The sequence below is a fragment of the Sulfitobacter sabulilitoris genome (genome assembly GCF_005887615.1).
Taxonomy (GTDB): domain Bacteria; phylum Pseudomonadota; class Alphaproteobacteria; order Rhodobacterales; family Rhodobacteraceae; genus Sulfitobacter_E; species Sulfitobacter_E sabulilitoris.
The window spans coordinates 223,284-246,784 of record NZ_VANS01000001.1; the positions used below are offsets into that span (position 1 = coordinate 223,284).

The 23,501-nt window shown below is 67.1% G+C and carries 23 protein-coding genes; 13 read left to right on the plus strand and 10 right to left on the minus strand.

Going from position 1 to position 23,501, the window contains the following annotated elements; all coding sequences use genetic code 11:
• Window positions 1-146: 146 nt before the first annotated feature.
• Window positions 147-2,864: a cation-translocating P-type ATPase gene (locus tag FDT80_RS00990; RefSeq protein WP_138660379.1), complete on the plus strand. Its 2,718-nt coding sequence runs from the start codon at window positions 147-149 to the stop codon at window positions 2,862-2,864.
• A gap of 44 nt (window positions 2,865-2,908) precedes the next feature.
• Here the strand turns inward: FDT80_RS00990 and FDT80_RS00995 are convergent, their stop codons facing one another.
• The gene (locus FDT80_RS00995) at window positions 2,909-3,952 is read right to left on the minus strand and encodes a LacI family DNA-binding transcriptional regulator (RefSeq protein ID WP_246039787.1); all 1,044 of its coding nucleotides are present in this window, start codon (window positions 3,950-3,952) and stop codon (window positions 2,909-2,911) included.
• A gap of 155 nt (window positions 3,953-4,107) precedes the next feature.
• Here FDT80_RS00995 and FDT80_RS01000 point away from each other — a divergent pair, with 155 nt between their 5' ends.
• The 12 genes from FDT80_RS01000 to FDT80_RS01055 all read left to right on the plus strand — a co-directional run bounded on the left by FDT80_RS01000 (window position 4,108) and on the right by FDT80_RS01055 (window position 14,602).
• Window positions 4,108-4,299, plus strand: coding sequence for a hypothetical protein (locus tag FDT80_RS01000; RefSeq protein WP_138660381.1), 192 nt, complete (start codon window positions 4,108-4,110; stop codon window positions 4,297-4,299).
• A 24-nt stretch (window positions 4,300-4,323) separates the two neighbouring features.
• The gene (locus FDT80_RS01005) at window positions 4,324-5,469 is read left to right on the plus strand and encodes a TRAP transporter substrate-binding protein (protein ID WP_138660382.1); all 1,146 of its coding nucleotides are present in this window, start codon (window positions 4,324-4,326) and stop codon (window positions 5,467-5,469) included.
• A gap of 115 nt (window positions 5,470-5,584) precedes the next feature.
• On the plus strand, window positions 5,585-6,100 hold the full coding sequence (locus tag FDT80_RS01010; protein ID WP_138660383.1) for a TRAP transporter small permease: 516 nt from the start codon (window positions 5,585-5,587) through the stop codon (window positions 6,098-6,100).
• Between the two features lie 11 nt (window positions 6,101-6,111).
• Window positions 6,112-7,443: a TRAP transporter large permease gene (locus FDT80_RS01015; RefSeq protein ID WP_138660384.1), complete on the plus strand. Its 1,332-nt coding sequence runs from the start codon at window positions 6,112-6,114 to the stop codon at window positions 7,441-7,443.
• A 12-nt stretch (window positions 7,444-7,455) separates the two neighbouring features.
• Window positions 7,456-8,763, plus strand: coding sequence for a histidinol dehydrogenase (gene hisD, locus FDT80_RS01020; RefSeq protein WP_138660385.1), 1,308 nt, complete (start codon window positions 7,456-7,458; stop codon window positions 8,761-8,763).
• Window positions 8,764-8,766: 3 nt separating this feature from the next.
• Window positions 8,767-9,525: an SDR family NAD(P)-dependent oxidoreductase gene (locus FDT80_RS01025; RefSeq protein ID WP_138660386.1), complete on the plus strand. Its 759-nt coding sequence runs from the start codon at window positions 8,767-8,769 to the stop codon at window positions 9,523-9,525.
• The gene (locus tag FDT80_RS01030; protein WP_138660387.1) at window positions 9,522-10,511 is read left to right on the plus strand and encodes an alcohol dehydrogenase catalytic domain-containing protein; all 990 of its coding nucleotides are present in this window, start codon (window positions 9,522-9,524) and stop codon (window positions 10,509-10,511) included. Before FDT80_RS01025 ends, FDT80_RS01030 begins: the two co-directional genes overlap by 4 nt.
• Window positions 10,512-10,523: 12 nt before the next feature.
• On the plus strand, window positions 10,524-10,838 hold the full coding sequence (locus FDT80_RS01035) for a UxaA family hydrolase (protein WP_138660388.1): 315 nt from the start codon (window positions 10,524-10,526) through the stop codon (window positions 10,836-10,838).
• An 11-nt stretch (window positions 10,839-10,849) separates the two neighbouring features.
• Window positions 10,850-12,031 (plus strand): UxaA family hydrolase, encoded by a 1,182-nt coding sequence (locus FDT80_RS01040; protein ID WP_138660389.1) that lies wholly within the window; start codon window positions 10,850-10,852, stop codon window positions 12,029-12,031.
• Between the two features lie 68 nt (window positions 12,032-12,099).
• The gene (locus tag FDT80_RS01045; RefSeq protein ID WP_138660390.1) at window positions 12,100-13,113 is read left to right on the plus strand and encodes an Ldh family oxidoreductase; all 1,014 of its coding nucleotides are present in this window, start codon (window positions 12,100-12,102) and stop codon (window positions 13,111-13,113) included.
• 33 nt (window positions 13,114-13,146) lie between these two features.
• Window positions 13,147-14,163, plus strand: a complete 1,017-nt coding sequence (locus tag FDT80_RS01050) for a YeiH family protein (RefSeq protein WP_138660391.1) — start codon at window positions 13,147-13,149, stop codon at window positions 14,161-14,163.
• A 31-nt stretch (window positions 14,164-14,194) separates the two neighbouring features.
• Window positions 14,195-14,602, plus strand: a complete 408-nt coding sequence (locus tag FDT80_RS01055; RefSeq protein WP_138660392.1) for a universal stress protein — start codon at window positions 14,195-14,197, stop codon at window positions 14,600-14,602.
• A gap of 42 nt (window positions 14,603-14,644) precedes the next feature.
• On the opposite strand, the gene FDT80_RS01060 is transcribed toward FDT80_RS01055, so the two are convergent.
• The 9 genes from FDT80_RS01060 to FDT80_RS01100 form a co-directional block, all read right to left on the minus strand.
• A complete protein-coding gene (locus FDT80_RS01060) occupies window positions 14,645-15,502 on the minus strand; it encodes a helix-hairpin-helix domain-containing protein (protein WP_138660393.1) in 858 nt (285 codons plus the stop codon).
• Window positions 15,503-15,506: 4 nt separating this feature from the next.
• Window positions 15,507-16,073 (minus strand): Mut7-C RNAse domain-containing protein, encoded by a 567-nt coding sequence (locus tag FDT80_RS01065; RefSeq protein WP_212733836.1) that lies wholly within the window; start codon window positions 16,071-16,073, stop codon window positions 15,507-15,509.
• Window positions 16,070-17,176, minus strand: a complete 1,107-nt coding sequence (locus FDT80_RS01070; protein WP_138660394.1) for a Glu/Leu/Phe/Val family dehydrogenase — start codon at window positions 17,174-17,176, stop codon at window positions 16,070-16,072. Before FDT80_RS01070 ends, FDT80_RS01065 begins: the two co-directional genes overlap by 4 nt.
• 4 nt (window positions 17,177-17,180) lie before the next feature.
• Complete coding sequence (locus tag FDT80_RS01075) at window positions 17,181-18,230, minus strand: dihydrolipoamide acetyltransferase family protein (protein WP_138660395.1); 1,050 nt, start codon at window positions 18,228-18,230, stop codon at window positions 17,181-17,183.
• Complete coding sequence (locus tag FDT80_RS01080; RefSeq protein WP_138660396.1) at window positions 18,227-19,207, minus strand: alpha-ketoacid dehydrogenase subunit beta; 981 nt, start codon at window positions 19,205-19,207, stop codon at window positions 18,227-18,229. Before FDT80_RS01080 ends, FDT80_RS01075 begins: the two co-directional genes overlap by 4 nt.
• On the minus strand, window positions 19,200-20,264 hold the full coding sequence (gene pdhA / locus FDT80_RS01085) for a pyruvate dehydrogenase (acetyl-transferring) E1 component subunit alpha (protein ID WP_138660397.1): 1,065 nt from the start codon (window positions 20,262-20,264) through the stop codon (window positions 19,200-19,202). The genes FDT80_RS01080 and pdhA overlap by 8 nt, the downstream gene beginning before the upstream one ends.
• A 3-nt stretch (window positions 20,265-20,267) precedes the next feature.
• The gene (locus tag FDT80_RS01090) at window positions 20,268-21,602 is read right to left on the minus strand and encodes an AMP-binding protein (protein ID WP_138660398.1); all 1,335 of its coding nucleotides are present in this window, start codon (window positions 21,600-21,602) and stop codon (window positions 20,268-20,270) included.
• Window positions 21,603-21,688: 86 nt separating this feature from the next.
• Window positions 21,689-23,074 (minus strand): nicotinate phosphoribosyltransferase, encoded by a 1,386-nt coding sequence (locus FDT80_RS01095; protein WP_212733837.1) that lies wholly within the window; start codon window positions 23,072-23,074, stop codon window positions 21,689-21,691.
• Between the two features lie 19 nt (window positions 23,075-23,093).
• Window positions 23,094-23,324 (minus strand): hypothetical protein, encoded by a 231-nt coding sequence (locus tag FDT80_RS01100; RefSeq protein ID WP_138660399.1) that lies wholly within the window; start codon window positions 23,322-23,324, stop codon window positions 23,094-23,096.
• Between the last annotated feature and the right edge of the window lie 177 nt (window positions 23,325-23,501).

Sequence of the window (23,501 nt, forward strand, 5' to 3'; positions counted from 1 at the left end):
CGCGGGCATTCCCCCGTCCCTGGCGCGGGCGGGCAGTTGATCTGCATCAAGGTCGCCGCACCGGGGGCGCGTGATCCTCCACCCCAGACTGCCTGCATCACTTCCGCCCCGCACCCCGCAGGGCGGCAACAGGAGAGCCCGTGCCGATGGATACGCCCGACACCGCCTTTGCCATGCCGGTCCGGGCAGTGACGAAGGCCCTGGTCAGCGATCCCGAAAGCGGGCTTGACCAGGCCGAAATCGCGCGGCGGCGCGCGGCCTTCGGGGCCAACCGCCTGCTGCGGCAGAAACGCAAGAGCGCCATCGCGATCCTTGCGCATCAGTTCCAGAGCATCATCGTCTGGCTGTTGGCGGCGGCTGCGCTGATGTCCTTTTCGTTTGGCGATTTCGCCGAAGGGGTCGCAATTGTCGTCGTGCTCGCGCTCAACGGGGCGATCGGGTTCTTCACCGAACTCAAGGCGGCCCGGTCGATGGAGGCGCTCAGGCGCATCGCACAGGTGCGCACGCGGGTGCGACGGGGCGGCCAGGTACACGAGATCGATGCCCAGGACCTGGTGCCGGGCGACGTGGTGATCCTGGAGGCGGGCGATGTCGTCACGGCGGACCTGCGGCTGTTGGATGCCTCGAACCTGCAAGCCGACGAATCCGTCCTGACCGGCGAATCCGCGCCGGTGCTCAAGTCGGCCGACGCGGTGTCGGGATCGGCGGTGCTTGGCGACCGGACCAGCATGGCGTTCAAGGGCACCGCGATCACCGAAGGCACGGGCGAGGGGATGGTCGTGGCCACCGGCATGCAGACCGAACTTGGCCGGATCAGCGATCTTGCCCAGAGCGCCGAACCCGAGGTCGCGCCGCTTGAGCGCCGGCTCGACCGGCTGGGCCACCGCCTTGTCTGGCTGACGCTTGGCCTTGCCTCCTTGACGATCGGGGCCGGGATCCTGCGCGGACAGGACATCGCGGCGATGATCCAGACCGGCGTCGCGCTTGCCGTGGCGGCGGTGCCCGAAGGCCTGCCCGTGGTGGCGACGCTCAGCCTGGCGCGCGGCATGTGGCGCATGAGCCAGCGCAACGCCCTGATCACCCGGTTGTCCTCGGTCGAGACGCTGGGCGCGACGACGGTGATCCTGACGGACAAGACGGGCACGCTGACCGAAAACCGCATGACGGTCGTGCGCTATATCCTGCAGGACGCCGAGGTCGAGGTCGAGGCCGGCCCATCCGGGCGCGGGTCGGGTTTCATCACGCCGCAGGGCCCGCTCGATCCCGCCCGTGATGACCGGCTCGCGGCGGCCCTGCGGATCGGGGCGCTGTGCAACAACGCCCAGCTGGGCGAAGGCGGCGCACAGGACGCGCCGTCCGGCGACCCGATGGAGGTGGCGCTGCTGGCCGCGGCGCGCGACGCCGGGATGACGCGCGCGGATCTGCTGGACCGATATCGACAAGTCGCAAAGCATGCCTTTGACCCGGCTCGCAAGATGATGGCCACGGTGCACGACGACGGGGGCGCGCATGTCCATGCGGTCAAGGGCGCGCCCGAAGCCGTGATCGACGTCTGCGACCGCGTGCTGGGGCCGCAGGGGCCGCAGCCGCTCGATGCGCAGGGCCGCGCGGACTGGCACGAGCGCAGCGGCCGCGCGGCCCGCGAAGGGCTGCGGCTTCTGGCGCTGGCCATGAAGGAGGAGGCCGACGCCGATGCCGACCCCTATACGGGCCTGACCCTGGTCGGTCTGGTCTGCCTGCTGGACCCGGTGCGCGCGGATGTGCCCAAGGCGATCGGCGAAAGCCTGACGGCGGGGGTGCGCGTGATCATGCTGACCGGCGATCATGCCGACACCGCCGAGACGATCGCGCGCAGGGCAGGGCTTGGCGGCGACGATCTTGTCGTGGTCGAGGGGCGGGATCTGGGCAGGATCGCCGGCGAGGACACCAGCCCCGAGGACCGCGCGCGCGCCCTGTCCGCGGATGTGTTCGCGCGGGTCGCCCCGGAAACCAAGCTCGACCTGGTGACGCTGTTTCAGACCGAAGGTCATGTGGTCGCGATGACGGGTGACGGCGTCAACGACGCCCCGGCCCTCAAGAAAGCCGATATCGGCATTGCGATGGGCCGCCGTGGCACGCAGGTCGCCCAGGAGGCGGCGCATATGGTGCTGCGCGATGACGCCTTCGGCACCATCATCGCGGCGATGCGGCAGGGGCGGGTGATCTTCGACAACATCCGCAAATTCGTGGTCTACCTGATGTCGTGCAATGTCAGCGAGGTTCTGGTCGTCGGGCTGGCCGTGGGCGCAGGGCTGCCCGCGCCGCTGCTGCCGCTGCAAATCCTGTTTCTGAACCTCGTCACGGATGTGTTTCCCGCCTTCGCGCTGGGACTTGGGCAGGGGGACGGCACGGTCATGCACAAACCGCCCCGCGCCCGTGACGAGGCCATCGTGAACCGTCCCCGCTGGATCCTGATCGGATGTCTTGGCGTGGCGATCACCGTCGCCACCCTCGGGGCCTATGCGCTTGCGCTCTTCTGGCTTGGACTGGACACTGGCACGGCGGTGACGGTGGCTTTCGTCACGCTGGCGCTTGCGCAGCTTTGGAACGTGTTCAACGTGCGCGACCCCGATGCCAGCCCCTTCGTCAACGAGGTCACGCGCAACCCGCATGTCTGGGGCGCGATCGCGCTGTGCCTCGGTCTGGTCGGGCTGGCGCTCTGGGTGCCGTCGCTGGCCGCCTTGCTGGGTCTGCCGGCCCCCGGCTGGCAGGGGCTGGCGCTGGCCGTCGCGGCCAGTTTCGTGCCGCTGGTTCTTGGTCAGGCGTGGCTGGCGGTCGCGCCGGGCGATGACCCGGACAGCCCGCGACCGCGTGAGCCCGAGTGACGGTGCGGCACCGCCCGCCCGCCCGGGCGGTCCGGCGCGCCGGTTCACCGCTCGGGCGGTGGCGGGCCAAGCGTTTGGCGAATGCGGATATCGGTCTTCAGCTCGACATTGTCGGGTCGGCCCTGACCGGTCAGGATCTGCACCAGCATACCGGCGGCGCGGCGGCCCATTTCGCGGTGCGGCACGTGCACGGTCGTCAATGGCGGCTCTGCCAGCATCGCCAGTTCGATGTCGTCGAACCCGGTGATCGATACGTCCTGCGGAACCCGAAGCCCCATTTCCTTTGCGGCCCTGAGCGCGCCGACCGCCAACACGTCGTTGCCGCACAGCACCACGGTCGGCGGGGTGGCCGAGGTCATGATCTCGCGAAACGCCGCCTCTCCGGTTTCAATGCCGTATTGGGTTTCCACGAGGCTGAGGTCGGTATCGCGAAGCCCGGCCTCGCGCATGGCGCGCCGCACGCCGGCGACCCGGTCGCGGGCACGGTCATTCGTCGCGCCCGGCGCCGAGATGAAGCCAAGTCTGCGGTGTCCCTTGCCGATGGCCAGCCGCGCAAGCCCCGCCATCGCCGTCACGTTGTCGAACCCGATGGACATCTGCGGCGCGTCCGCATGATAGGCCCAGGCCACCAGAACCGGCAGGTTGCGTGCGGTCAGCATGTCATAGACGGCCCGGTTGCGATGATACCCGATCAGCAACAGGGCATCGGCGCCGCGCGCCGCAAGCGTCCTGATCTGCTCTTCCTCAAGGTCTTCGCGGTACGCGGAACTGGCGATCAGCAGCGTGAATCCGTGACGGCCCAATTCTTCCTGAAACGCCTGTATGCCGCGGGCAAAGATGGAATTGTCCATCGTGGGAATGACCGCGCCGATCGTCTTGGTGCGTTTCGCGGCCAGCGCGCGAGCGCTGAAGTTCGGCGCATAGCCCAGGTCCTGCACCGCCTTCAGCACACGCTTGCGGGTTTCGCCAACCACCTGGTCGGGCGAATTCAGACAGCGCGACACGGTCGCCGTCGAGACGTTGGCGTGCCGGGCCACGTCGGCCAGGGTCGGCACGGCCGATCCGGTCTTGGGTGTCTTGATCCGCACGGCGTTCCCGCATTTGTTTCGAACAGGATGAGGCGCCAATATACGAATTCGATGCGGATACCAGCAAGAGGGTAATGTAAACGCTTGCACGAAAACGTGTAAGCGCTTACATTTATCTCGAATCGCTTGGGAGAGGCGATAGGGAGGGACCGAAAATGGCATTTTTCATTGCTTTGATCCTGGTGGCTGTATTCACTGCCAACGTCGCGGTCGGTGCTGCCAGCAACGCACCGTTGCTTGGAAACGTCGCAGAGATGTTGTTGCTTTTCGCTGCGTCCATTTCCTTTGTAGTCGGTATCTTGAAACGCGAAGCGCGCGCGAAAGCTGACAAGAAGATCAACCACTGATGTGTTTCTATGGGAGGAAGCCAAATGAATGACAATCGCAAGGATCTGGAATCGGCCGAGCGCCGCAATTTCCTGAAGCTGGTGGGCACGGGCGGGTTCACCACCGCCATGGTCGCCGGTGCGGCCGGGCTGCTGTGGTCCGACGAGGCCGTGGCCCAGACCGCCGCCGAGGAACGCGACCGCGAAGCTGCGGCCGATCACACCATGACGCTTGCCACGGCCTATGTCCTGAGCGCCGATCGCAGCTATCCGATCATGCAGCTCGACCTCAAGGAAAACATCCAGAACATGACCAACGGCAAGGTCTATGTGCGTCTGGCCCCCGGCGGTCAGCTTGGTGCGGGCGGTGCGCTGGCGCAGGCGGTCCAGGGCGGCACGATCCAGTGCGCGCAGCACTCGCTGTCGAACTTCGCGCCCTTCGCAAGTGTCGTCGACCTGATCAACCTGCCGTATTTCTGCGGCTCGAACCAGCGGTTCACCAACCTGACCAGCTCCGACGCGTGGAAGTCGGAGGTCAATCCGAAAATCGCGGCATCCGGTTTCAAGGCGCTGTTCTATATCGTCATCGACCCGCGGGTCGTGGCCGTGCGCCAGGGTGGCAATGCGATCATCACGCCCGGTGACATGGCCGGGGTCAAATTCCGGGTTCCGGGGTCGGCGATGTTGCAGCAATACTACCGAATGGTCGGCGCCAACCCGACACCCGTCGCATGGGGCGAGACACCTTCGGCGATCCGCCAGGGCGTGGCCGATGCGCTCGATCCGTCGGTGGGCGCGCTGCATGTCTTCGGCTTCGGCGAAATCCTCAGCCATGTGACCTTTACCCAGGCGGTGCCGGACAGCCAGGTCTATTCGATCAACCTCGAATGGTTCGAAAGCCTGCCGACCGACGTGCAGGAAGGCATCGAATTCGCCGGCGAGATCACCCAGGCGCAGAACCTTGCCAAGGTGCCGGCGGCACGGGCCTATGCGATGTCCGAGCTGACCAAGAACGGCGTCGAATTCCATACGCTGACCGATGATCAGCTTGGCGAATGGAAGGCCGCGGGCGGCTACCAGCTTAGCGAATGGGATCAGTTCAAGATGGAGCTTGCGGGCGACATGGACACCTTTGCCAAGCTCGAAGAGGCGGCAGGCACGATGGGCCGCCACTACGTCCACGACGCATAAGATCACAGCGACCGGCGCTGCACACGGGCGGCGCCGGTCAACCCCGAGTTTTCCAAGCACGGCGCAGTTTTACGCGCGCGGGTGACGCTTGTCGCGCACCCTGACGGAGGGCCGCATGTCAAAAATCATTAAATCCCTGGACAACAACGGCGAACGGTGGCTGCTGCTTGTCTTTTACGTGATGCTGGTGGGCACGATGTTCATCGAGGTCATCCGGCGCGAGGTGTTTTCCTATTCCTCGATCTGGGGCGAAGAGATCGTCCGCTATTCCTTTATCTACCTGGCGTGGATCGGCGCCGCCGCGGCGGTCAAGGAGCGCGGCCACATCCGCATCGACGTGATCATGAATTACGTGCCCATGACCCTCAAGACGCTGCTGTATATCCTTGGCGATGTCGTGATGTTCATCGTGGCGCTGATCGCGCTTTACTGGTCGTTCGAGGCGGTGGCGGTGTCGTGGAAGTTCGGGTCGGTCACCCACGGGTTGCGCATCAGCCAGGTGTTCTTCCTGTCCGCCGTACCCTTCGGCTTCGCGCTGGTCATGCTGCGACTGGTTCAGTCCTTTCTTCGGGACATTTCCGATCTTCGTCACGGGCGCTCCGTGTACGAAGGCGACAAGCTCTTCGATTGAGGGGATAGATCATGCTTTGGCAACAACTCCAGAACCAGGCGGTTGATCTCGGGTGGGATTTCTACCTTCCGGTCATCGTGTTCGTGGTCCTTGTGTCGCTGGCGGTTCCGGTCTGGGCCGCGATCGGCTCGGGCGCGATCCTGATGCTCGTGATGTCGGGCGCGCTGCCCTTGTCGCTGGTCGGCGAAAGCCTGTTCCACGGGATCGACCATTTCGCACTGACGGCGGTGCCGCTGTTCATCCTGACGGGCGACGTGCTGGTGCGGACCGGCCTGTCCAAGAAATTTCTCGATGTGGCCGAGGCGATCACCTGCTGGGCCAAGGGCGGCTTCGGGTCTGCCACGGTCCTGGTCTGCGGCATGTTCGCGGCGATCTCGGGGTCGGATGCGGCAGGGGCCGCCGCCGTGGGTCGGATGACCATCGACCGGCTGGTCGAGAGCGGCTATCCCCGGCCATATGCCTGCGCGCTGGTGGCGGCGGGGGCCTGTACCGGCATCCTGATCCCGCCGTCGATCGCCTATATCATCATCGGTCTCGTGCTGGGCGTGAACGTGTCGATCCTGTTCCTTGCCGCCGTGATTCCGGGTCTGCTGATCCTTCTGTCGATCCTGATCACCAACGTCATCATCAACCGGCGCCATGCCTACGAGGCCGGTGGATTGCTGACCTGGGGTGAGTGGGGGATGAACCTGCTTGGGGCGCTGAAATCGGGCTGGTACGCCTTTATCGTGCCCGGCATCATCTTCTACGGCATCTTCTCGGGCCGCCTGACCCCGACCGAAGCCGGCGCGGTGGCCGTCGTCGTGACGATCGCCATCGGCTTCATCCTCGGAACGCTGAAATTCTCGGATTTTCCCGCGATGCTGGTCAGTTCGGCCAAGGTCAACGGGGTCATCCTGCCGATCATCGCGTTCTCGCTGCCGCTGGCGCAGGCGCTTGCCATTCTCGGCGTGCCGCAGGGATTTGTCTTTTCGGTCACCTCGCTGACGGATGATCCGCGTGTCCTGATCCTCTTGATGGTGCTGATCCTGATCGCGGCGGGCTGCGTGATGGAGACGACGCCGAACATCGTGATCCTCGCGCCGATCCTCTATCCGCTGGCCGAGAGCATCGAGATGAACGAGATCCAGTTCTGTATCATGATGATCACCGCCCTGGGTGTGGGTTTCATCACACCGCCCCTCGGTCTGAACCTTTTTGTGGTGTCGGGGATCACCGGGGAATCGATATTGAAGATCGCGGCCCGGGCCATCCCCTTCGTGTTCTTCATGCTGATCGTCACGCTGATGATCGCCTACATCCCGGCGATCTCCACAACACTCCTTCCGGACAACTACAAATAGGATGGGCTTCCCATGACACGTGAGTATCTCAAGAAAGCGACATTGACCTCGAGAAGCGATGCTTCCGAAGTCAAGGAGATCGTCCGCAACATCCTCGACGACATCGAGGCCGGCGGTGATGACAAGGCGATGGAATACGCGGCGAAATTCGACCAGTACGATGGTCCCGTGCTGCTGAGCCAGGCAGACATCGACGCGGCGATCGCGCAGGTGTCCGACAAACTCAAGGCCGACATCCAGTTCTCGCACAAGAACGTCAAGAAATTCGCCGAGGCGCAAAAGGCCAGCCTCAAGGATTTCGAAGTCGAGGTGATCCCCGGCATGACGGCAGGCCAGAAAAGCGTGCCGGTCCATGCCGCGGGCTGCTATGTGCCCGGTGGCCGCTACAGCCACATCGCGAGCGCGATCATGACGGTCACCACCGCCAAGGTCGCGGGCTGCAAGCACATCGTCGCCTGTTCTCCGCCGCGTCCCGGACAGGGGGTGCCGCCCGCGATCATCTACGCCGCGCATATCTGCGGCGCGGACAAGATCATGGCGATGGGCGGCGTACAGGGCGTGGCCGCGATGACCTTCGGTCTTTTCGGTCTGCCCAAGGCCAACATCCTCGTCGGTCCCGGCAACCAGTTCGTGGCCGAAGCCAAGCGGATGCTGTTCGGACGTGTCGGCATCGACATGATCGCCGGGCCGACCGACAGCCTGATCCTGGCCGATGCCACCGCCGATCCGATGGTCGCCGCCGTCGATCTGGTCGGGCAGGCGGAACATGGCTACAACTCGCCCGTCTGGCTGGTGACGGACAGCCGCGAAGTGGCCGAGGAGGTGATGCGCCTGGTGCCCGAACTCATCGAGGATCTGCCGGAGGTGAACCGCGACAACGCCCGTGCCGCATGGCGCGACTATGCCGAGGTCATCCTGTGCGCCGACCGCGAGGAAATGGCCGCGACATCGGACGACTACGCACCGGAACACCTGACCGTGCAGGCGCAGGATCTGGATTGGTGGCTCGACCGCCTGTCGTGCTACGGCTCGCTGTTCCTGGGCGAAGAGACCACGGTGGCCTTTGGCGACAAGGCGTCGGGCACCAACCACGTGCTGCCGACCTCGGGGGCCGCGTCCTATACGGGCGGGCTTTCGGTGCACAAGTACATGAAGATCGTGACCTGGCAGCGGTCCACCCGCGACGCGGCCAAGCACGTGGCCCAGGCAACCGCCCGCATCGCGCGGCTGGAGGGGATGGAGGGCCATGCCCGCACCGCCGACATTCGCCTGTCGAAGTTCTTTCCCGATGAAGAATTCGACCTCACGGCGGAAGACTGACCCATGGCGAACGCCCTTCATCCCGACCTGACCGGCCATGTGGCCTGCGTGACCGGGGCCAGTTCCGGCCTCGGACGCCGCGCCGCGCTGGCCCTGTCGCAGGCGGGGGCCAGGGTGGTCGCGGTGGCCCGGCGCGCCGATGCGCTTGCGTCGTTGCAGGACGACGCGCCGGGCGACATCGCGCCGCTGCCCTGGGATCTGAGCGATCGCGCCGGACTGGCGGAGCTGGCCAAGGCCGCGGCAAAGCCGTTCGGCGCGCCCGACATACTGGTCCACGCGGCGGGGATAAACACCCGCGAGGCCGCCGATCAGGTCACGGCGGAGGGTTGGGACATCACGCTCAACCTCAATCTGGCCGCACCGTTCTTTCTGTCGCAGCATCTCGTGCCCGCGATGAAATCGAAGGGCTGGGGCCGGATCGTCAATTTCGCCTCGCTGCAATCCACGCGCGCCTTTCCCGGCGGGCTGGCCTATGGCGCGTCCAAGGGCGGCGTGGCGCAACTGACCCGCGCGATGGCCGAAGCCTGGTCGCGCGACGGCATCACCGTCAATGCGCTGGGGCCGGGGTTCTTTCCGACCGAACTGACGGCGGCGGTGTTCAACGACCCCGACCGGGCGGCGCGCAACGCCGCGCAGACCTGCATCGGCCGCAACGGCGTGCCCGAGGATATCGACGGCCCGCTCCTGTTCTTTTGCTCTGACGCCTGCGGTTACGTGACCGGACAGGTGCTGATGGTCGACGGAGGATTCACCGCAAAATGAAAGCGCTTGTCTATCTAGCACCCGAGGCGATGGCGCTGCGCGATGTGCCGGACCCGACGCCCGCCGAGGGCGATCACCTGATCCGCATCGACAGTGTCGGGATCTGCGGATCGGACATGCACGCCTATCTGGGGCACGACGAACGGCGCCCCGCGCCCCTGATCCTGGGTCACGAAGGGGCAGGGACCATCGTCGGCGGCCCCCGCGACGGCGCGCGCGTGACGATCAACCCGCTGGTGACCTGCGGCGACTGCCCGGCCTGCCGGGCGGGCCGCGACAACCTCTGCGCGACCCGGCAGATCATCTCGATGCCGCCGCGCGAAGGCGCCTTTGCGCAATTCGTGGCCATGCCCGAACGCAACCTCGTCGCGGTTCCCGATGACGTGACGCTGGAACAGGCGGCACTGGCCGAACCGATCGCCTGCGGCTGGCACGCGGTGCGGCTTGGGATCACGGCCTGCGGCGCGCAGACGCCGGAAACGGCGCTTGTCATCGGCGGCGGCGCGATCGGCGTCGGCGCGGCGCTCAGCCTCGTGGCGCAGGGCGTCGGCGACGTGACCCTGATCGAACCCAACGCCCTGCGCCGCGCCTACCTGGCCGACAACGGCAGCTACAAGGTGCTTGCGCCCGATGAACTGCCCGCGGACCAGCGGTTCGACATTACGCTGGACGGCGTCGGCTTTGACGCCACCCGCGCCACCGCCTCCGCGGCCACGCGCCCCGGCGGGGTGATCCTGCACATCGGGCTGGGCGGGGGGGCCGCGGGCCTCGATATTCGCCGTCTGACACTGCAGGAGATCACCTTTATCGGAACCTATACCTATACCGCCGAAGATTTCCGCGATACCTGTGCCGCGATGTTCGACGGTCGCCTCGGCCCGCTCGACTGGACCGAAACCCGCCCCCTCAGCGAAGGCACCACAGCCTTTGCCGATATCCGTTCAGGCCGGATTGCCAGCCCGAAAATCATTCTGAAACCCGCATAACTGGAGACGCCAATGGCCGACACAAGCAAACCTATCCCGAACGAAATCCCCCATTTGTTGGTCCACGAAGAGGCCGACAATGTGGGCGTGGTGGTCGTCGAGGGGCTGACCGCAGGCACCGACATGCTGTGCTGCATCACCCACGACAATTCCACCTTCCGTCTGACCTCGGGCGCGGATGTGCCCATCGGTCACAAGATCGCGCTGACCGATCTCAAGGCCGGGGACACCGCCATCAAATACGGCGAGGACATCGGCAAGATCACCGCCGACATTCCCAAGGGCGGCCACGTTCACACCCACAACTGCAAAACCAAGCGCTGGTAAGGACACCGATCATGACATCCAAATATTCCAATATCACCGTCCAGGGCTATCGCCGCGACAATGGCCGGGTAGGGGTCCGCAATCACGTGCTGATCCTGCCGGTTGACGATATTTCCAATGCCGCCTGCGAGGCCGTGGCCAACAACGTCAAGGGCACGATGGCGATACCCCATGCCTATGGCCGTCTGCAATTCGGCGAAGACCTCGACGTGCACTTCCGCACCATCATCGGCACCGGCGCCAACCCCAACGTGGCGGCCGTGGTCGTCATCGGGATCGAACCCGGCTGGACCAAGAAGATCGTCGACGGCATCGCCGCCACCGGCAAGCCCGTCGAAGGCTTCTCGATCGAGCAGAACGGCGATTTCGAGACCATCCGCCGCGCCGGCTGGAAGGCCAAGGAATACGTCCATTACGCGACCGAACTGCAACGCGAGGAATGCTCCATCTCCGAGCTTTGGGTCTCGACCAAATGCGGCGAGAGCGACACCACGACCGGACTTGGGTCGTGCCCCACGGTCGGCAACATGTACGACAAACTGCTGCCCGAAGGGATCTACGGCTTTTTCGGAGAAACCTCAGAGATCACCGGCGCCGAGCACATCTGCAAGGAGCGCGCGGCCACGCCCGAGGTCGGCGAGCGCTGGTACAAGATGTGGAAAGCCTATTCCGAAGACGTCATCTTTGCCCACCAGACCGACGATCTGTCCGACAGCCAGCCCACCAAGGGCAACATCGAGGGCGGTCTGACCACCATCGAGGAAAAGGCCTTGGGCAACCTCGAAAAGATCGGCCGGACATCGAAATACATCGACATCCTCGGGCCGGCCGAAGCGCCGAATTCGGGCAATGGCCTGTATTTCATGGACAGCTCCTCGGCGGCGGCGGAATGCGTGACGCTGATGGCGGCGGGCGGTGCGGTTCTGCACACCTTCCCCACCGGTCAGGGCAACGTGGTCGGCAACCCGATCGTGCCGGTCATCAAGATCACGGCCAACCCGCGCACCGTGCGCACCATGTCCGAGCATATCGACGTCGACGTGTCGGGCATCCTGCGGCGCGACAAGACCATCGACGAGGCCGGCGACGACCTGATTGAAATGATCCGTCGCACCGCGAATGGCCGCAACACCGCTGCCGAAGCTCTGGGCCATCGGGAATTCTCGATGACCAAACTCTACCGCAGCGCCTGACCCCCCGGTTGGGGCGGTCCGCGGATCTGCGGATCGCCCCGATTCAAATTGCATCGATTGGCCCGACCATGACCCAAGTTGAACGCATCGGCCTGGCCGATGCGACAGATCTGATTTGCCGTGCCCTGACCACGGCGGGCGTGCCCTCCGGTCCCGCCACCTCGGTGGCCGAGGCGCTTGTCGCGGCAGAGGCCGAAGGCCAGGTGGGCCACGGGTTCTCGCGGCTGGGCGACTACGTCGCGCAGGTGCGGTCGGGCAAGATCAACGCCCGGGCGCAGATCAGCGTTCAGACCCTTCGCGCCGCGTCCTTGCGGGTGGATGCCGACTGCGGCTTTGCCTATCCGGCGATGGATGCCGCCATCGCGGCGGGCATTCCGGTGGCGCTCGAACAGGGCATCGCGGTCATGGGGGTGGCCAATTCGCACCACTGCGGGGCGCTGTCGGTGCAGGTGGAAAAGCTTGCGCGCGCCGGGCTGATCGGCCTGATGTTCGCCAACGCGCCCAAGGCCATAGCCCCCTGGGGCAGCCATGTGCCGGTGTTCGGCACAAACCCCATCGCCTTTGCCGTGCCGCGCGCGCAGACCGCGCCGCTGGTCATCGACCTGTCGCTGTCGAAGGTGGCGCGCGGCAAGGTGATGAACGCCTATAAATCCGGCCAGCCCATTCCCGAAGGCTGGGCGCTGGATGCCGCCGGGCAGCCCACCACGGATGCCAAGGCCGCACTGGACGGCACCATGCGCCCGATCGGCGACGCCAAGGGCACCTCGCTGGCGCTGATGGTCGAAATCCTGGCCGCGCTGCTGACCGGCAGCGCGCTCAGCACCGAGGCGACATCGTTTTTCGACGCCGAAGGCGCGCCGCCGCGCGTCGGCCAGACCCTGATCGCCATCCGGCCCGAGGACGGCGCGGCGGGCGGCTTTGCCGATCGGCTGGAAGGGCTGCTGGGCCTGATCGCCGGGCTCGAGGGCGCACGTCTGCCCGGCACCCGCCGCCTGGCCGCCATCGCGGAGGCGCGGGACCACGGGCTGTCGGTGCCGCGGCACTACCTTGATCTGGCAAGGAGCCTGTGCAATGCGGATTGATCGCACGTGCCGCACCCGCAAAGCGGGCCTGCAATGACCGCGCAGGGCTGGGTCGATACGCTGCGGGCCGCGGTGCCGGGGCTCACCGTCGCACTGGTCATCGCGCTTGCCAGCAAGTTCGTGTCCGAGCATTACGGCGCACCCTCGATGCTGCTGGCCTTGCTGTTCGGCATCGCGCTCAATTTCCTCGCGCAGGACGTGCGCTGCGGTCCGGGCATCGCCTTTGGCGCGCGCACGCTGCTGCGGCTCGGCGTGGCCCTGCTGGGGCTGCGGGTCAGCTTTGACATGATCAGCGCGCTTGGCTGGCCCATCGTCGGCATGATCGTCGGCGCGGTGATCGCGACCATCGGCTTCGGTCTTGGTGCCGCCCGGTGGTTCGGGTTCAGACACCGCTTCGCGTTCCTGTCCGCCGGGTCGGTCGCGATCTGCGGGGCCTCTGCCGCGCTGGCCATCGCGGCGATCCTGCCCAAGGACGACAAATCCGAGGACCGGCTGGTCTTTACGGTGGTGGGTGTGACGATCCTGTCGACCGTGGCGATGATCATCTATCCCGCCCTGATCGGCCTTTTCGGGTTCGACGATACGACCTCGGGCATCTTCATCGGGGCCACCATCCACGATGTCGCCCAGGTGGTCGGCGCGGGCTTCTCGATCTCGGAGTCCGCGGGCGAGACCGCGACGCTGGTCAAGTTGCTGCGCGTGTCGATGCTGGCGCCCGTGGTGATCGTGGCCGCGATGATCATCCGCGCCAGCGCATCGGCCCCGACCGAGGGCGAACGGCCGCCGCTGGTGCCCGGCTTTGTCGTGGCATTCATCGTTCTGGCCACCCTGAATTCGGTCGTGGCACTGCCGCAGGCGGTCACCCAGGTCGCCCAGGGCGCATCGGCCTGGCTGTTGCTGATCGCGATCGCGGCGGTGGGGCTCAAGACGCGCCCGCAGGAAATCCTCAAGGTCGGCAAACCCGCGGCGGCGCTGCTTTTGGCCGAAACGGTGTTTCTGGCGATCATCATCGTCGTTGCCCTGTTGCTGTTGCCGACGCCATCCCCGTGACCCCGCACATCCCGACAAAGGAGACCAGACAATGCACAGCAAGATCCTCATTCCCGTCGCGATCGACCACGAGGCGATGGTGCCGCGCAAGATCGAAGTCGCGCGCAGACTGCTCTCGCCCGGCGGCCGTATCATCCTGCTGACCGTGCTTGAAAAGGTCAGCGGGTTCGTGGCCGAATTCGTGACCGTGAAGTCCGAGAACCACCTGACCCAACGGGTGCTGGAACGGCTCGAGGCGGCGACGGAAGGCGCGGAGAACATCGATTGCGAGGTGACCACCGGCAAGCCCGGCCTGGAGATCATCCGCTTTGCCAGGGCCAATGACTGCGGCCTGATCATCATGGGATCGCAAAGCCCGGATGCCAGCGACTATATGCTCGGCTCCACCGCCGCACGCGTTGTCCGGCGCGCGCATTGCTCGGTCCACGTGGTCCGCTGACGCATCGCACGCAGCGGCGGGACGTGGCCCCGCGCGCGGGCCTCAGCCCGCTGCGGAATAGTGGCGCTCGCAGTCGGCCTCGCGGCCCCTCACGACCCGTCGGCCCTTGAGCGGCCCGTGGGTTTCCGTCACCACGGTGCGCTGGTGTTCGGGGCCGCCGGGGCGGGCGAAATACATCACAACCCAATCCGTCGTGCGGTGCAGATCATGCGCCAGAGCGGTGTTGGAGAAGAAGACGGAGAAGGACCAGCCGTCGCGGTCCAGATGCATGACCGGAAGCCAGGCCTCGCCTTCGGGGTTGAAGCGTCTGGGCGCGATGCGCCGCAAGCGGTTCGCCTGCGCCTCGCGGCGATAGGTCTCGTCGATCTCGAGCAGCAGCGCCACGGGCGGCTCTTGGTGATCGGCAGGCCCCCGGCGGCGACGGCGCGCCAGCATCGCGGCCAGCGACGCCCGGATCGACGCCGCGCGCCGGGGGCCGATCCCGGGAACCGTCTCAAGCCGTCCGTCGTGGGCGGCTATCTCCAGCGCCTCGAGGGTGTCGAGGTGAAGGGTGTTGCGGATGGCGCGGGCGGTATGGGCGCCGACGCCGGGAATGGATTGAAACAGATGCCCCGGCGCCGCCTCGCCGCGCATCCGGTCCAATTGGCTCCAGCGTCCGGTCGTCACCATCTCGTCGATGGCCCGCGCCAGACGCTCGCCGATGTTCGGCAGCGCCTCCAGCCCCTGCAACCCGTCGCGCTCCAGGATCTTGGCGGGATCCTGTGGCAGCCCGCGCACCGTCTCGGCGCCCATGCGGTAGGCGCGGATGCGAAACCGATCCGCGCCCTGCGCCTCAAGCAGGTTCGCCGCCGCGTCGAGCCGCTCGGCGATCTGCTCTCGGGAAAGTTGGCTCGCGGTCATCGCGTCATCCTTTCACGTCGCCTGTTTGATCCTGCGGCGGCGCGGATCGCGGCATGTCCCGGTTCCAGGCTTCGAGACGTTGGCGCATGCGCCGGCGATGGCTGCCCGCCCAATAGGACCTGCCGCAGGCCGGGCAGGCCAGGACCCGGGTGCCGCCGCCCTCCGCGCCAACCCAGTCAGGACGCCCGGCGGTCTCGGCCGCGGTCGCGGGGCGCAGGCGTGCGTTGTCCATCATGCACCGGCTGAACGGCGCGCGGAGCCAGTCCAGCCCAAGCCGCCGCTTCAGGTCGCGCGCCTGATCGGCGATTTTGCCCCCTTCGATCAGCAGGACGTGCCCGGCGGCGCCCTGTCGCTGCGTAAATCGGCGGTCGCGGGTCAGCAGGATCCGCCGCTCGGCCCGCGCCCGTGCCAGCAGGTCCCGGTCGGTTTCGGTGCCTTCGGCCAGCAGCGTGTCGTGCCCCGCCGCCCGCAGCCAGCGGGCAAGGCGGCCCAGCATCGCGTCGCACAGGAACCCGCCGTCGCGGTCCGGGTCGGGCGGTCGGCAAGGCGGGTCTGCGCGGTGCTGCATCATGCCCCCGTGAACCGCCCGTAGGACATGGCTTCGTGGATCCGCGCCAGCGCCATCGCCTGTGCGGCCTCGCGCGGCATGGCACCGGTGTCGCGGGCACGGGCCAGAACCTCGACGGTATTGGCCCGGATCTTTTCGGTCACCGCCGCGCGCGCGTCGCTTTCCGTGCCGCCGCGGTATTCGACCGAGGCGCAGATCACGCCGCCGGCATTGGCGATGAAATCGGGAACGACGAGCACATCGCGGTCGTGCAAGATCCGTTCGGCGGCGGCGGATGTCGGGATGTTGGCCCCCTCCAGCACCAACCGCGCCTTGACGTCGCGCGCGTTCGCCTGGGTGATCACGTCGGGGCGGGCGGCCGGGACAAGGATATCGCACTGCGCCGTGATCGTGGCCTCGCCCGCCAGGGCCGTGGCCCCCGCCAAGGCGGTGACGCTCCGGCTCGCGCGCTTGAGGGCGATCAGGTCGTCGATCGGCAGGCCCTTGGGGTGTGTGATGCTGCCGCCGCTGTCGGACACCGCGACAAGCCGCGCGCCCATGCCTGCCAGCGCTGTCGCCGCGTTCATGCCGACCGACCCGAAGCCCTGGATCGCGACGCTGGCCCCGTCGAGGCGCAGGCCGCAAAAGGCCTGGGCCGCGTCCGCCGCGACCCCGAGCCCGAAGCCGGTGATGCCGATCTGGTCGAGCGGGATACCGCCCAGCACCCGCGGCAGGCCGACCGCGCGCCCGATCTCGTCATGCACCCAGGCCATCGCGGTCTCGTCCGTGCCCATGTCCGGGCCGGGGATATACCCGCCAAGCTCAGCGATGGCGCGGGCAAAGGCGCGGACCAGACGTTCCTTGCCGGCCATGGCCGGGTTGCCCAGGATCACCGATTTTCCGCCCCCATGCGGCAGCCCGGCCGCGGCGTTCTTGAACGTCATCGCGCGGGCCAGGCGCGCGCATTCACCGAGGCTGGCATCGTCGGCCATGCGTACCCCGCCGATCGACGGGCCTGCGGCGGTATTGTCGATGACGACGATCGCCCTGAGGCCGACAGCGGCATCGTGCAGATGCACGATCTTTTCAGGGCCCAGACCGTCGGCGAGGGCGAAGGGGTCGGTCATGGCGTCATCCATGGCTGCCCGCCGATGGCGTTTCGAGATCGCCGCGCAGCGCAGCGAGGAACCGCGCGGCCTCGCCGCCGGTGACGACCCGGTGATCGAAGGTCAGCGACAGCGGCAGGACGCGGCGGGCGGCGATCTGTCCGTCGGTGACGACGGCGCGGCGGGATATGCGGCCCGCGCCAAGGATCGCGACCTGTGGCGTGCTGACGACGAGCACGGCGTGTACCCCGCCGATCATGCCGAAGTTGGACAGCGTGAAGGTGGCCGCCTTGAGCGCTTCGGGCGCGATGGACCGGTCGCGCACGGCGGTCTTGAGGGCGGCCAGCGACCCGGCGATGTCGGGATCGCCGTCGGCCGCCCGCAGCACCGGGGCAAAGAGCCCTTCCGGGGTGTCCATGGCAAGCGCAAGGTCGACGTGGTCATGCAGGTGCCGGCGGGTCCCGTCATACCACGCATTGAGGGCGGGCTCGGCCCGGCACGCCACGCAGACGGCCCGGATCAGGCGCAGGGTCGGGTCCGCGTCCTTCGGCCAGGCGCCGATGTCGGCATGGTCCATCACGGTGGCCGGCACCACGACGGCATGCGACTGTGCCATCGCGCGCGCCATCGCACGCCGCACACCGCGCAGCTCTTCGCCCGCCCGGGGCCGTTGCGCGGCGGCCAGCACATCCGCCGACACGATGGCGCCGTTGGGGCCGGTCCCGGTGAGGTCGGCCAGATCGACACCATGTTGGCGCGCAAGCGAGCGGACGGCGGGGCTGGCCGAGGGGGGCTGCGCCGTGGCCAGATCGCCGACGATGGCACCGGTGTCCTTGCCGCCCCCGGTGCCGATCTCGATCAGCGCGCCACCGGTCGGCACGACATCCCCGACCGCCGCCAGCAGGTGCGTCACCCTGCCGGGATAGGGCGCCGGGATTTCGACGACCGCCTTGTCGGTTTCGACCGAAAGTAGCGGCTGGTCGGCCATCACATGATCCCCTTCTGAGACATGCCAGGCGACGATCTCGGCCTCCTGCAGGCCTTCGCCGAGGTCGGGGAGGACAAAGACGGTCATGCGAACTCCATCACGGATCGGACCGCATCGAGGATGCGTGCGGTCGAGGGCATGTAATGCGCTTCGAGCCGCAGATAGGGCATCACGGTGTCATAGCCTGCCACCCGCCGGATCGGCGCCAGCAAGCTGGTCAATCGGTGTTCCGCCAGATCGGCGGCGATCTCGGCGCCGAAGCCCGCGGTCAGCGGTGCTTCGTGAACGATCACGCAGCGGCCGGTCCTGGCGACGGATGCGCGGATCGCGGCGCGGTCATAGGGCTTGAGCGTGCCCAGGTCGATCACCTCGGCAGAGAGCCCCTCCGCCGCGAGTGACGTGGCGGCCTGGAGCGTTTCGGTCACCATGGCGCCCCAGGTCACCAGCGTCACGTCCGATCCCTCGCGCAGCACGAAAGCCGTGTCGAGCGCCAGCGCCGCACCGTCGTCCGCGACGTCCTCGGACACCGAGCGATAGAGGCGCTTGGGTTCAAGAAAGACCACCGGATCGGGGTCGCGGATCGCGGCCAGCAAAAGACCGTAGGCCTTGGCCGGGGCGCTGGGGATCACCACCCGCAGCCCCGGTATATGGGCCAGCATCGCCTCGGTGCTTTCGGAGTGATGTTCCGGCGCCTTGATGCCGCCGCCGAAGGGCGCGCGCAGCACCATCGGACAGCCCAGGCGGCCGCGCGTGCGGTTGCGCAACCGGGCGGCATGGTTCGCCAACTGGTCGATGGCAGGGTACAAAAAGCCCATGAACTGGATCTCGGCCACGGGCCGCAGCCCGTGGGCCGCGGCGCCGATGGCGACACCGGCGATGGCGGTTTCGGAAAGCGGCGTGTCGCGCACCCGCGCCGCGCCAAAGCGTTGCACCAGCCCGTCGGTGGCGCGGAACACGCCGCCGTCGATGGCCACGTCCTCGCCCATGACGATCACGTCGTCGTCGTCCTCCAGCGCGCGGGCAAGCGCGGTGCGGATCGCCTCTATCATGGTCATCTCAGCCATCGTCCAACTCCCTTGCCGCTGGCAGCAGATCCTCGGGCAGGGTCGCGAACAGGCTGTCCAGCATGGCGCGGGGCGGTTCGGGTGTCATCGCCAGATAGCGCTCGGCGGCGGTGTTGACCTGTGACTGGCAGCCGCGCAGCAGGGCGTCTTCCTCGTCTTTTGACCAGCCGTGCGCCTTGGTCAGATGGCTGCGCAAACGGACAAGTGGTTCCGCCTTCCAGTGCGGGCGCACGTCTTCATCCTCGCGGTAGCGGCTGGCGTCGTCCGCGGTGGTGTGGTCGCCCAGCCGGTAGCTCAGGCATTCGATCAACGTGCCGCCCTTGCCCGCGCGCGCATGCGCCAGGGCGCGCCGGACCGCATCGCGCACGGCAATCACGTCGTTGCCGTCGATCCGCTCGCCGGGAAGGCCCGCGGCGACGGCCTTTTGGGCTAGGGTGTCGCAGGCGGTCTGATGGCTTCGGTGCATCGAAATGGCCCATTGGTTGTTGTTGATCACGAAGACCGCGGGCAGGTGCCATGCGCCGACGATGTTCAACGCCTCGTAGAAATCGCCCTTGGACGTGGCCCCGTCGCCCGCCAGCGCCACGGCGACCCCGGGTTCGCCCTTGTGCACCATGGCCAGCGCGACGCCGGCGGCCTGCGGAAGCTGCGAAGCCACGGGGATGCAGACCGGGAAATCCCGCCTTGGGCCGGCAAAGTCGTTGCCGCGCTCGTCGCCGCCCCAAAACAGGAACATCTCCTCCAGCGTGACGCCGCGCACAAGCTGCGCGCCATGATCGCGGAACGCGGGCAGCAGGACATCGTCGCCGCGCATCGCATGGGCCACGCCGACGCCGATCGCCTCCTGGCCCAGACAGGACGCATAGGTGCCGAGCCGCCCGGTCCGTTGCAGCGCGATCGCCTTGGCGTCGAATGTCCGCGTTCTGACCATGTCGGAATACATCGCAACCAGCGTGCCGCGGTCGCGGGCGAAATCGGGCAGCTTGCCCTGGGGGTGCCCCGCCGCATCGAGACAGGCGGCGACGGCGGTCGGAAATATCGCCTGGGTGCTGGCCATGTTCTACCCCGCGTCCGCAAAGGCCAGGTCGCCGGCCATGATGTCGCGCATCACGAACTTCTGGACCTTGCCGGTGATGGTGGTGGGAAACGTCTCGACGAAGCGGATGTCGCGCGGGATCTTGAAATGCGCGATCTTGCCCTGGCAGAAGGCGCGGATCTCGTCCTCGGTGGCGCTGCGGCCCTCGCGCAGCTTGATCCAGGCGCAGACTTCCTCGCCGTTTTTCGGGTCCGGCACGCCGATCACCTCGACCTGATCGATTGCCGGATGCGTACAAAGGAAGTCCTCTATCTCGCGCGGGAAGATATTTTCGCCGCCACGGATCAGCATGTCGTTGATCCGTCCGACGATCCGGAAATATCCGTCGTCGTCCAGCACCGCGATGTCGCCGCTGGCGATCCAGCGTGCCTCGTCGATGGCGGCCGCGGTCTTGTCCGGATCGTTCCAGTATTTGGGCATCACGCAATATCCGCGCGTCAGCAGTTCGCCCGGCGTGCCGCGCGGCACGATGCGGCCATCGCGATCCACGATCTTGATCTCCATATGCGGCAGGACCCGGCCAACGGTCTCGACCCGGCGCGCGACCGGATCGTCAACCGCGGTCTGGGTGCTGACCGGGCCGGTCTCGGTCATGCCGTAGGCGATGGTGATCTGCGTCATGTGCATCTTTGCCATGATCCGTTTCATCAATTCCGCCGGGCAGGGCGCGCCCGCGATGATCCCGGTGCGCAGGCCCGCCAGCTCTGCGACGCGCGCGCGCGCGGGTTCGGTGGCGCGCACCGTCAGGTCGGCATAGGCGATGGTACCCGGCGCGGCGGCATCGCCCCCGTCAAGCGTGATCACCCAGCGAAGGCTCGGCACCGCCTTTGCCGACAGCTTTCCCGGTGCGGCGTCGGCAAGCTCTGGGATCAGGTCGGCCAGCATCGCCAAATAGGTGCAGGACTTGAACCCGGGCACCAGCACCAGCGCCGCCACCTCGACCTGGTTCAATGCCAATTCAAGCTCGGACAGGCGGTAGGCGGGGTTGATCGTGACCAGGATCAGCCCGGCTTGCGCTGTGGCGAATTGCAGCACGACCCATTCGGCCATGTTCGGCGCCCAGACCCCGATCCGGTCGCCGGGAACAAGCCCGAGCGCCACCAGCCCCGCCGCGACGTCTTGGACCCGGCGGCCCAGTTCCGCATAGGTCCAGCGGACATCCTGACAGGGCACCACGAGCGCGTCGCCCTGCGGGTGCCGCGCGATGGTGTCGGCAAGCAGCCCGCCCACGGTCAGCCCCATCAGCGGCGTGCCCGAGGCGCCATGTGCATAGCTGGCGCGCGCCTGTTCGCTGGCCATGAATCCCCCCTTTCGATGGTTCAAGGGTACGCTCAGGGACGGGCAAGGGTATTGATACAAGACAAGAAAGCCGTCGCGGCGCGAGGTCAGCGCGGCGCGTCTCCGCGATCGATGAACCCGTCCACGTCGGCGGCGAGCCTGCGCAGGCTGTCCGAGATCCGCACCTCGTAGCGGGGCGCGGTCTGCAGGGCGCGGAGGGCCGGCGGAAGCCTGTCGCGTTCGCGCGCGGCGTGGCTTCGGATGGCATCGAGCGGGGGCGGCGGGGCAACGCGGCGCCCGTCCTGCATCACGCGGCGCAGCAAGGGCAGGCCCTTCTGCGGATCGCTGGCGCACGACAGGGTGTCGCCCGCCATGCACCCGTTGGCATCGACGTGCCGCCAGACCTGCTTGCGCCCCGGCCATGTTGCCTTGCCTTCCGACCGCTTGCGCCGCGCCCGTCCGGCATATTCCTGCAATTTATACGCGCAATCCAGCGCGGGCGCGTCCGATGACGTGGTCAGGCTGGTCCCGACGCCGAAGCCGTCGATGGGCGCCCCTGCGGCCACCAGCCGGTGGATCGCGGTTTCATCCAGACCGCCGCTGGCAAGGATCGTGACATCGCGCAGCCCGCCCGCATCGAGAATGTCGCGCACCGACCGCGACAGCGTGTCGAGATCGCCACTGTCGAGGCGGACGCCGCCGACCGTGATGCCCATGGCGCGAAGTCTGGGCGCCAGCGACACCACCCGTCGCGCACCCGCTATCGTGTCGTAAGTGTCGATGAGCAGCACCAGGCGGTCGGGCCGCGCGCGCGCGAAGGCTTCGAAGGCGGCGGTTTCGCTGTCGAAGGCTTGAACGAAGGAATGCGCCATCGTTCCGGCCGCGGGCACCCCGTATGTCCGCTCGGCCAGGGTATTCGACGACCCCGAGACCCCCGCGACATAGCATGCCCGCGCGGCCCACATGCCCGCCTCTGCCCCATGCGCGCGGCGCAGCCCGAAATCAAGCAGCGTCCTGCCCTCGGCGGCCAGAACCATGCGCGACGCCTTGGAGGCGACAAGGCTCTGGAAGTGCAGGATGTTGATGATCCGTGTTTCGACGTATTGCGCCTCGGGCAGGGGGGCGGTCACGCGCAGGATCGGCTCTTCGGGAAAGAATACCGTGCCTTCGGGCATCGCATCGACATCGCCGGTGAACCGGAAACCGGCGAGCCGGTCGATCATGTCGCGGCTGGCGTGTCCGCTGCCCGCGAGCCATGCCAGTTCGTCCGGGGCAGGGTGCAGATCCTCCAGAAAGCGCAGCACCTGCTCCAGCCCTGCTGCGACAAGGAAATTGCGGCCCGCGGGCAGCTTTCGCACAAAGAATTCGAACACCGCCGTGCCGGTCTGGCCGGTCTCGTAGTAGGCCTGCATCATCGCCAGTTCGTAGAGATCCGTCAGCAGAAAGTCGGGCCGGGCCGTGGTCATGGCATCCGCGACCTGTCGGGGGCCCATCCGGCGGATCCGCCCCCGATCAGCGTTCTTCGTCCCACTGCGCCTCTTGTTGGCGCAGCAAGGTATAAACCGTGAGGGCCCGCCCGGTCAGCGGCTTTCGCAGGTCTCCCATGACGTCGGTTTCCTGAGCCAGGTGGGCGGCGATCTCTTCGAGTTCGCTCAGCGTTGCGCCGCTGCCTTCGATCTGCGCGACCGTATGATCGTCAAGATCCCCGAGCAGGCGCGTGATGTCTTGGTATGTCGGTGTCATGGCACGTCCGGCTCCTGTGTCGCCCCGTGTTGGGCGGTACGGCTTCCCGCTGTCTTCCTGCCTAGCCGACAGAAGGCGGCGGCGCCTTGACTTTGCGCAAGGCGCGCACGCCGTGTTTCTGCCCGGCCTGACGCGGTCACAAGTTCCCGATGATCCGGCCCGCGCCATCGTTCCAAT

Excerpts from the sequence above, each read along its gene's own strand:
- FDT80_RS00990 (WP_138660379.1), top strand. The coding sequence starts at position 147 with ATGGATACGCCCGACACCGCCTTTGCCATGCCGGTCCGGGCAGTGACG.
- FDT80_RS01050 (WP_138660391.1), top strand. The coding sequence starts at position 13,147 with ATGACCGCGCAGGGCTGGGTCGATACGCTGCGGGCCGCGGTGCCGGGG.
- FDT80_RS01090 (WP_138660398.1), bottom strand. The coding sequence starts at position 21,602 with ATGGCCAGCGAACAGGCGCGCGCCAGCTATGCACATGGCGCCTCGGGC.
- FDT80_RS01000 (WP_138660381.1), top strand. The coding sequence starts at position 4,108 with ATGGCATTTTTCATTGCTTTGATCCTGGTGGCTGTATTCACTGCCAAC.
- pdhA (WP_138660397.1), bottom strand. The coding sequence starts at position 20,264 with ATGGCCAGCACCCAGGCGATATTTCCGACCGCCGTCGCCGCCTGTCTC.
- FDT80_RS01065 (WP_212733836.1), bottom strand. The coding sequence starts at position 16,073 with ATGATGCAGCACCGCGCAGACCCGCCTTGCCGACCGCCCGACCCGGAC.
- FDT80_RS01045 (WP_138660390.1), top strand. The coding sequence starts at position 12,100 with ATGACCCAAGTTGAACGCATCGGCCTGGCCGATGCGACAGATCTGATT.
- FDT80_RS01070 (WP_138660394.1), bottom strand. The coding sequence starts at position 17,176 with ATGACCGACCCCTTCGCCCTCGCCGACGGTCTGGGCCCTGAAAAGATC.
- FDT80_RS01005 (WP_138660382.1), top strand. The coding sequence starts at position 4,324 with ATGAATGACAATCGCAAGGATCTGGAATCGGCCGAGCGCCGCAATTTC.
- FDT80_RS01100 (WP_138660399.1), bottom strand. The coding sequence starts at position 23,324 with ATGACACCGACATACCAAGACATCACGCGCCTGCTCGGGGATCTTGAC.
- FDT80_RS01075 (WP_138660395.1), bottom strand. The coding sequence starts at position 18,230 with ATGACCGTCTTTGTCCTCCCCGACCTCGGCGAAGGCCTGCAGGAGGCC.
- hisD (WP_138660385.1), top strand. The coding sequence starts at position 7,456 with ATGACACGTGAGTATCTCAAGAAAGCGACATTGACCTCGAGAAGCGAT.
- FDT80_RS01030 (WP_138660387.1), top strand. The coding sequence starts at position 9,522 with ATGAAAGCGCTTGTCTATCTAGCACCCGAGGCGATGGCGCTGCGCGAT.
- FDT80_RS01035 (WP_138660388.1), top strand. The coding sequence starts at position 10,524 with ATGGCCGACACAAGCAAACCTATCCCGAACGAAATCCCCCATTTGTTG.
- FDT80_RS01080 (WP_138660396.1), bottom strand. The coding sequence starts at position 19,207 with ATGGCTGAGATGACCATGATAGAGGCGATCCGCACCGCGCTTGCCCGC.
- FDT80_RS01015 (WP_138660384.1), top strand. The coding sequence starts at position 6,112 with ATGCTTTGGCAACAACTCCAGAACCAGGCGGTTGATCTCGGGTGGGAT.
- FDT80_RS01010 (WP_138660383.1), top strand. The coding sequence starts at position 5,585 with ATGTCAAAAATCATTAAATCCCTGGACAACAACGGCGAACGGTGGCTG.
- FDT80_RS01040 (WP_138660389.1), top strand. The coding sequence starts at position 10,850 with ATGACATCCAAATATTCCAATATCACCGTCCAGGGCTATCGCCGCGAC.
- FDT80_RS01025 (WP_138660386.1), top strand. The coding sequence starts at position 8,767 with ATGGCGAACGCCCTTCATCCCGACCTGACCGGCCATGTGGCCTGCGTG.
- FDT80_RS01095 (WP_212733837.1), bottom strand. The coding sequence starts at position 23,074 with ATGGGCCCCCGACAGGTCGCGGATGCCATGACCACGGCCCGGCCCGAC.
- FDT80_RS01060 (WP_138660393.1), bottom strand. The coding sequence starts at position 15,502 with ATGACCGCGAGCCAACTTTCCCGAGAGCAGATCGCCGAGCGGCTCGAC.
- FDT80_RS01055 (WP_138660392.1), top strand. The coding sequence starts at position 14,195 with ATGCACAGCAAGATCCTCATTCCCGTCGCGATCGACCACGAGGCGATG.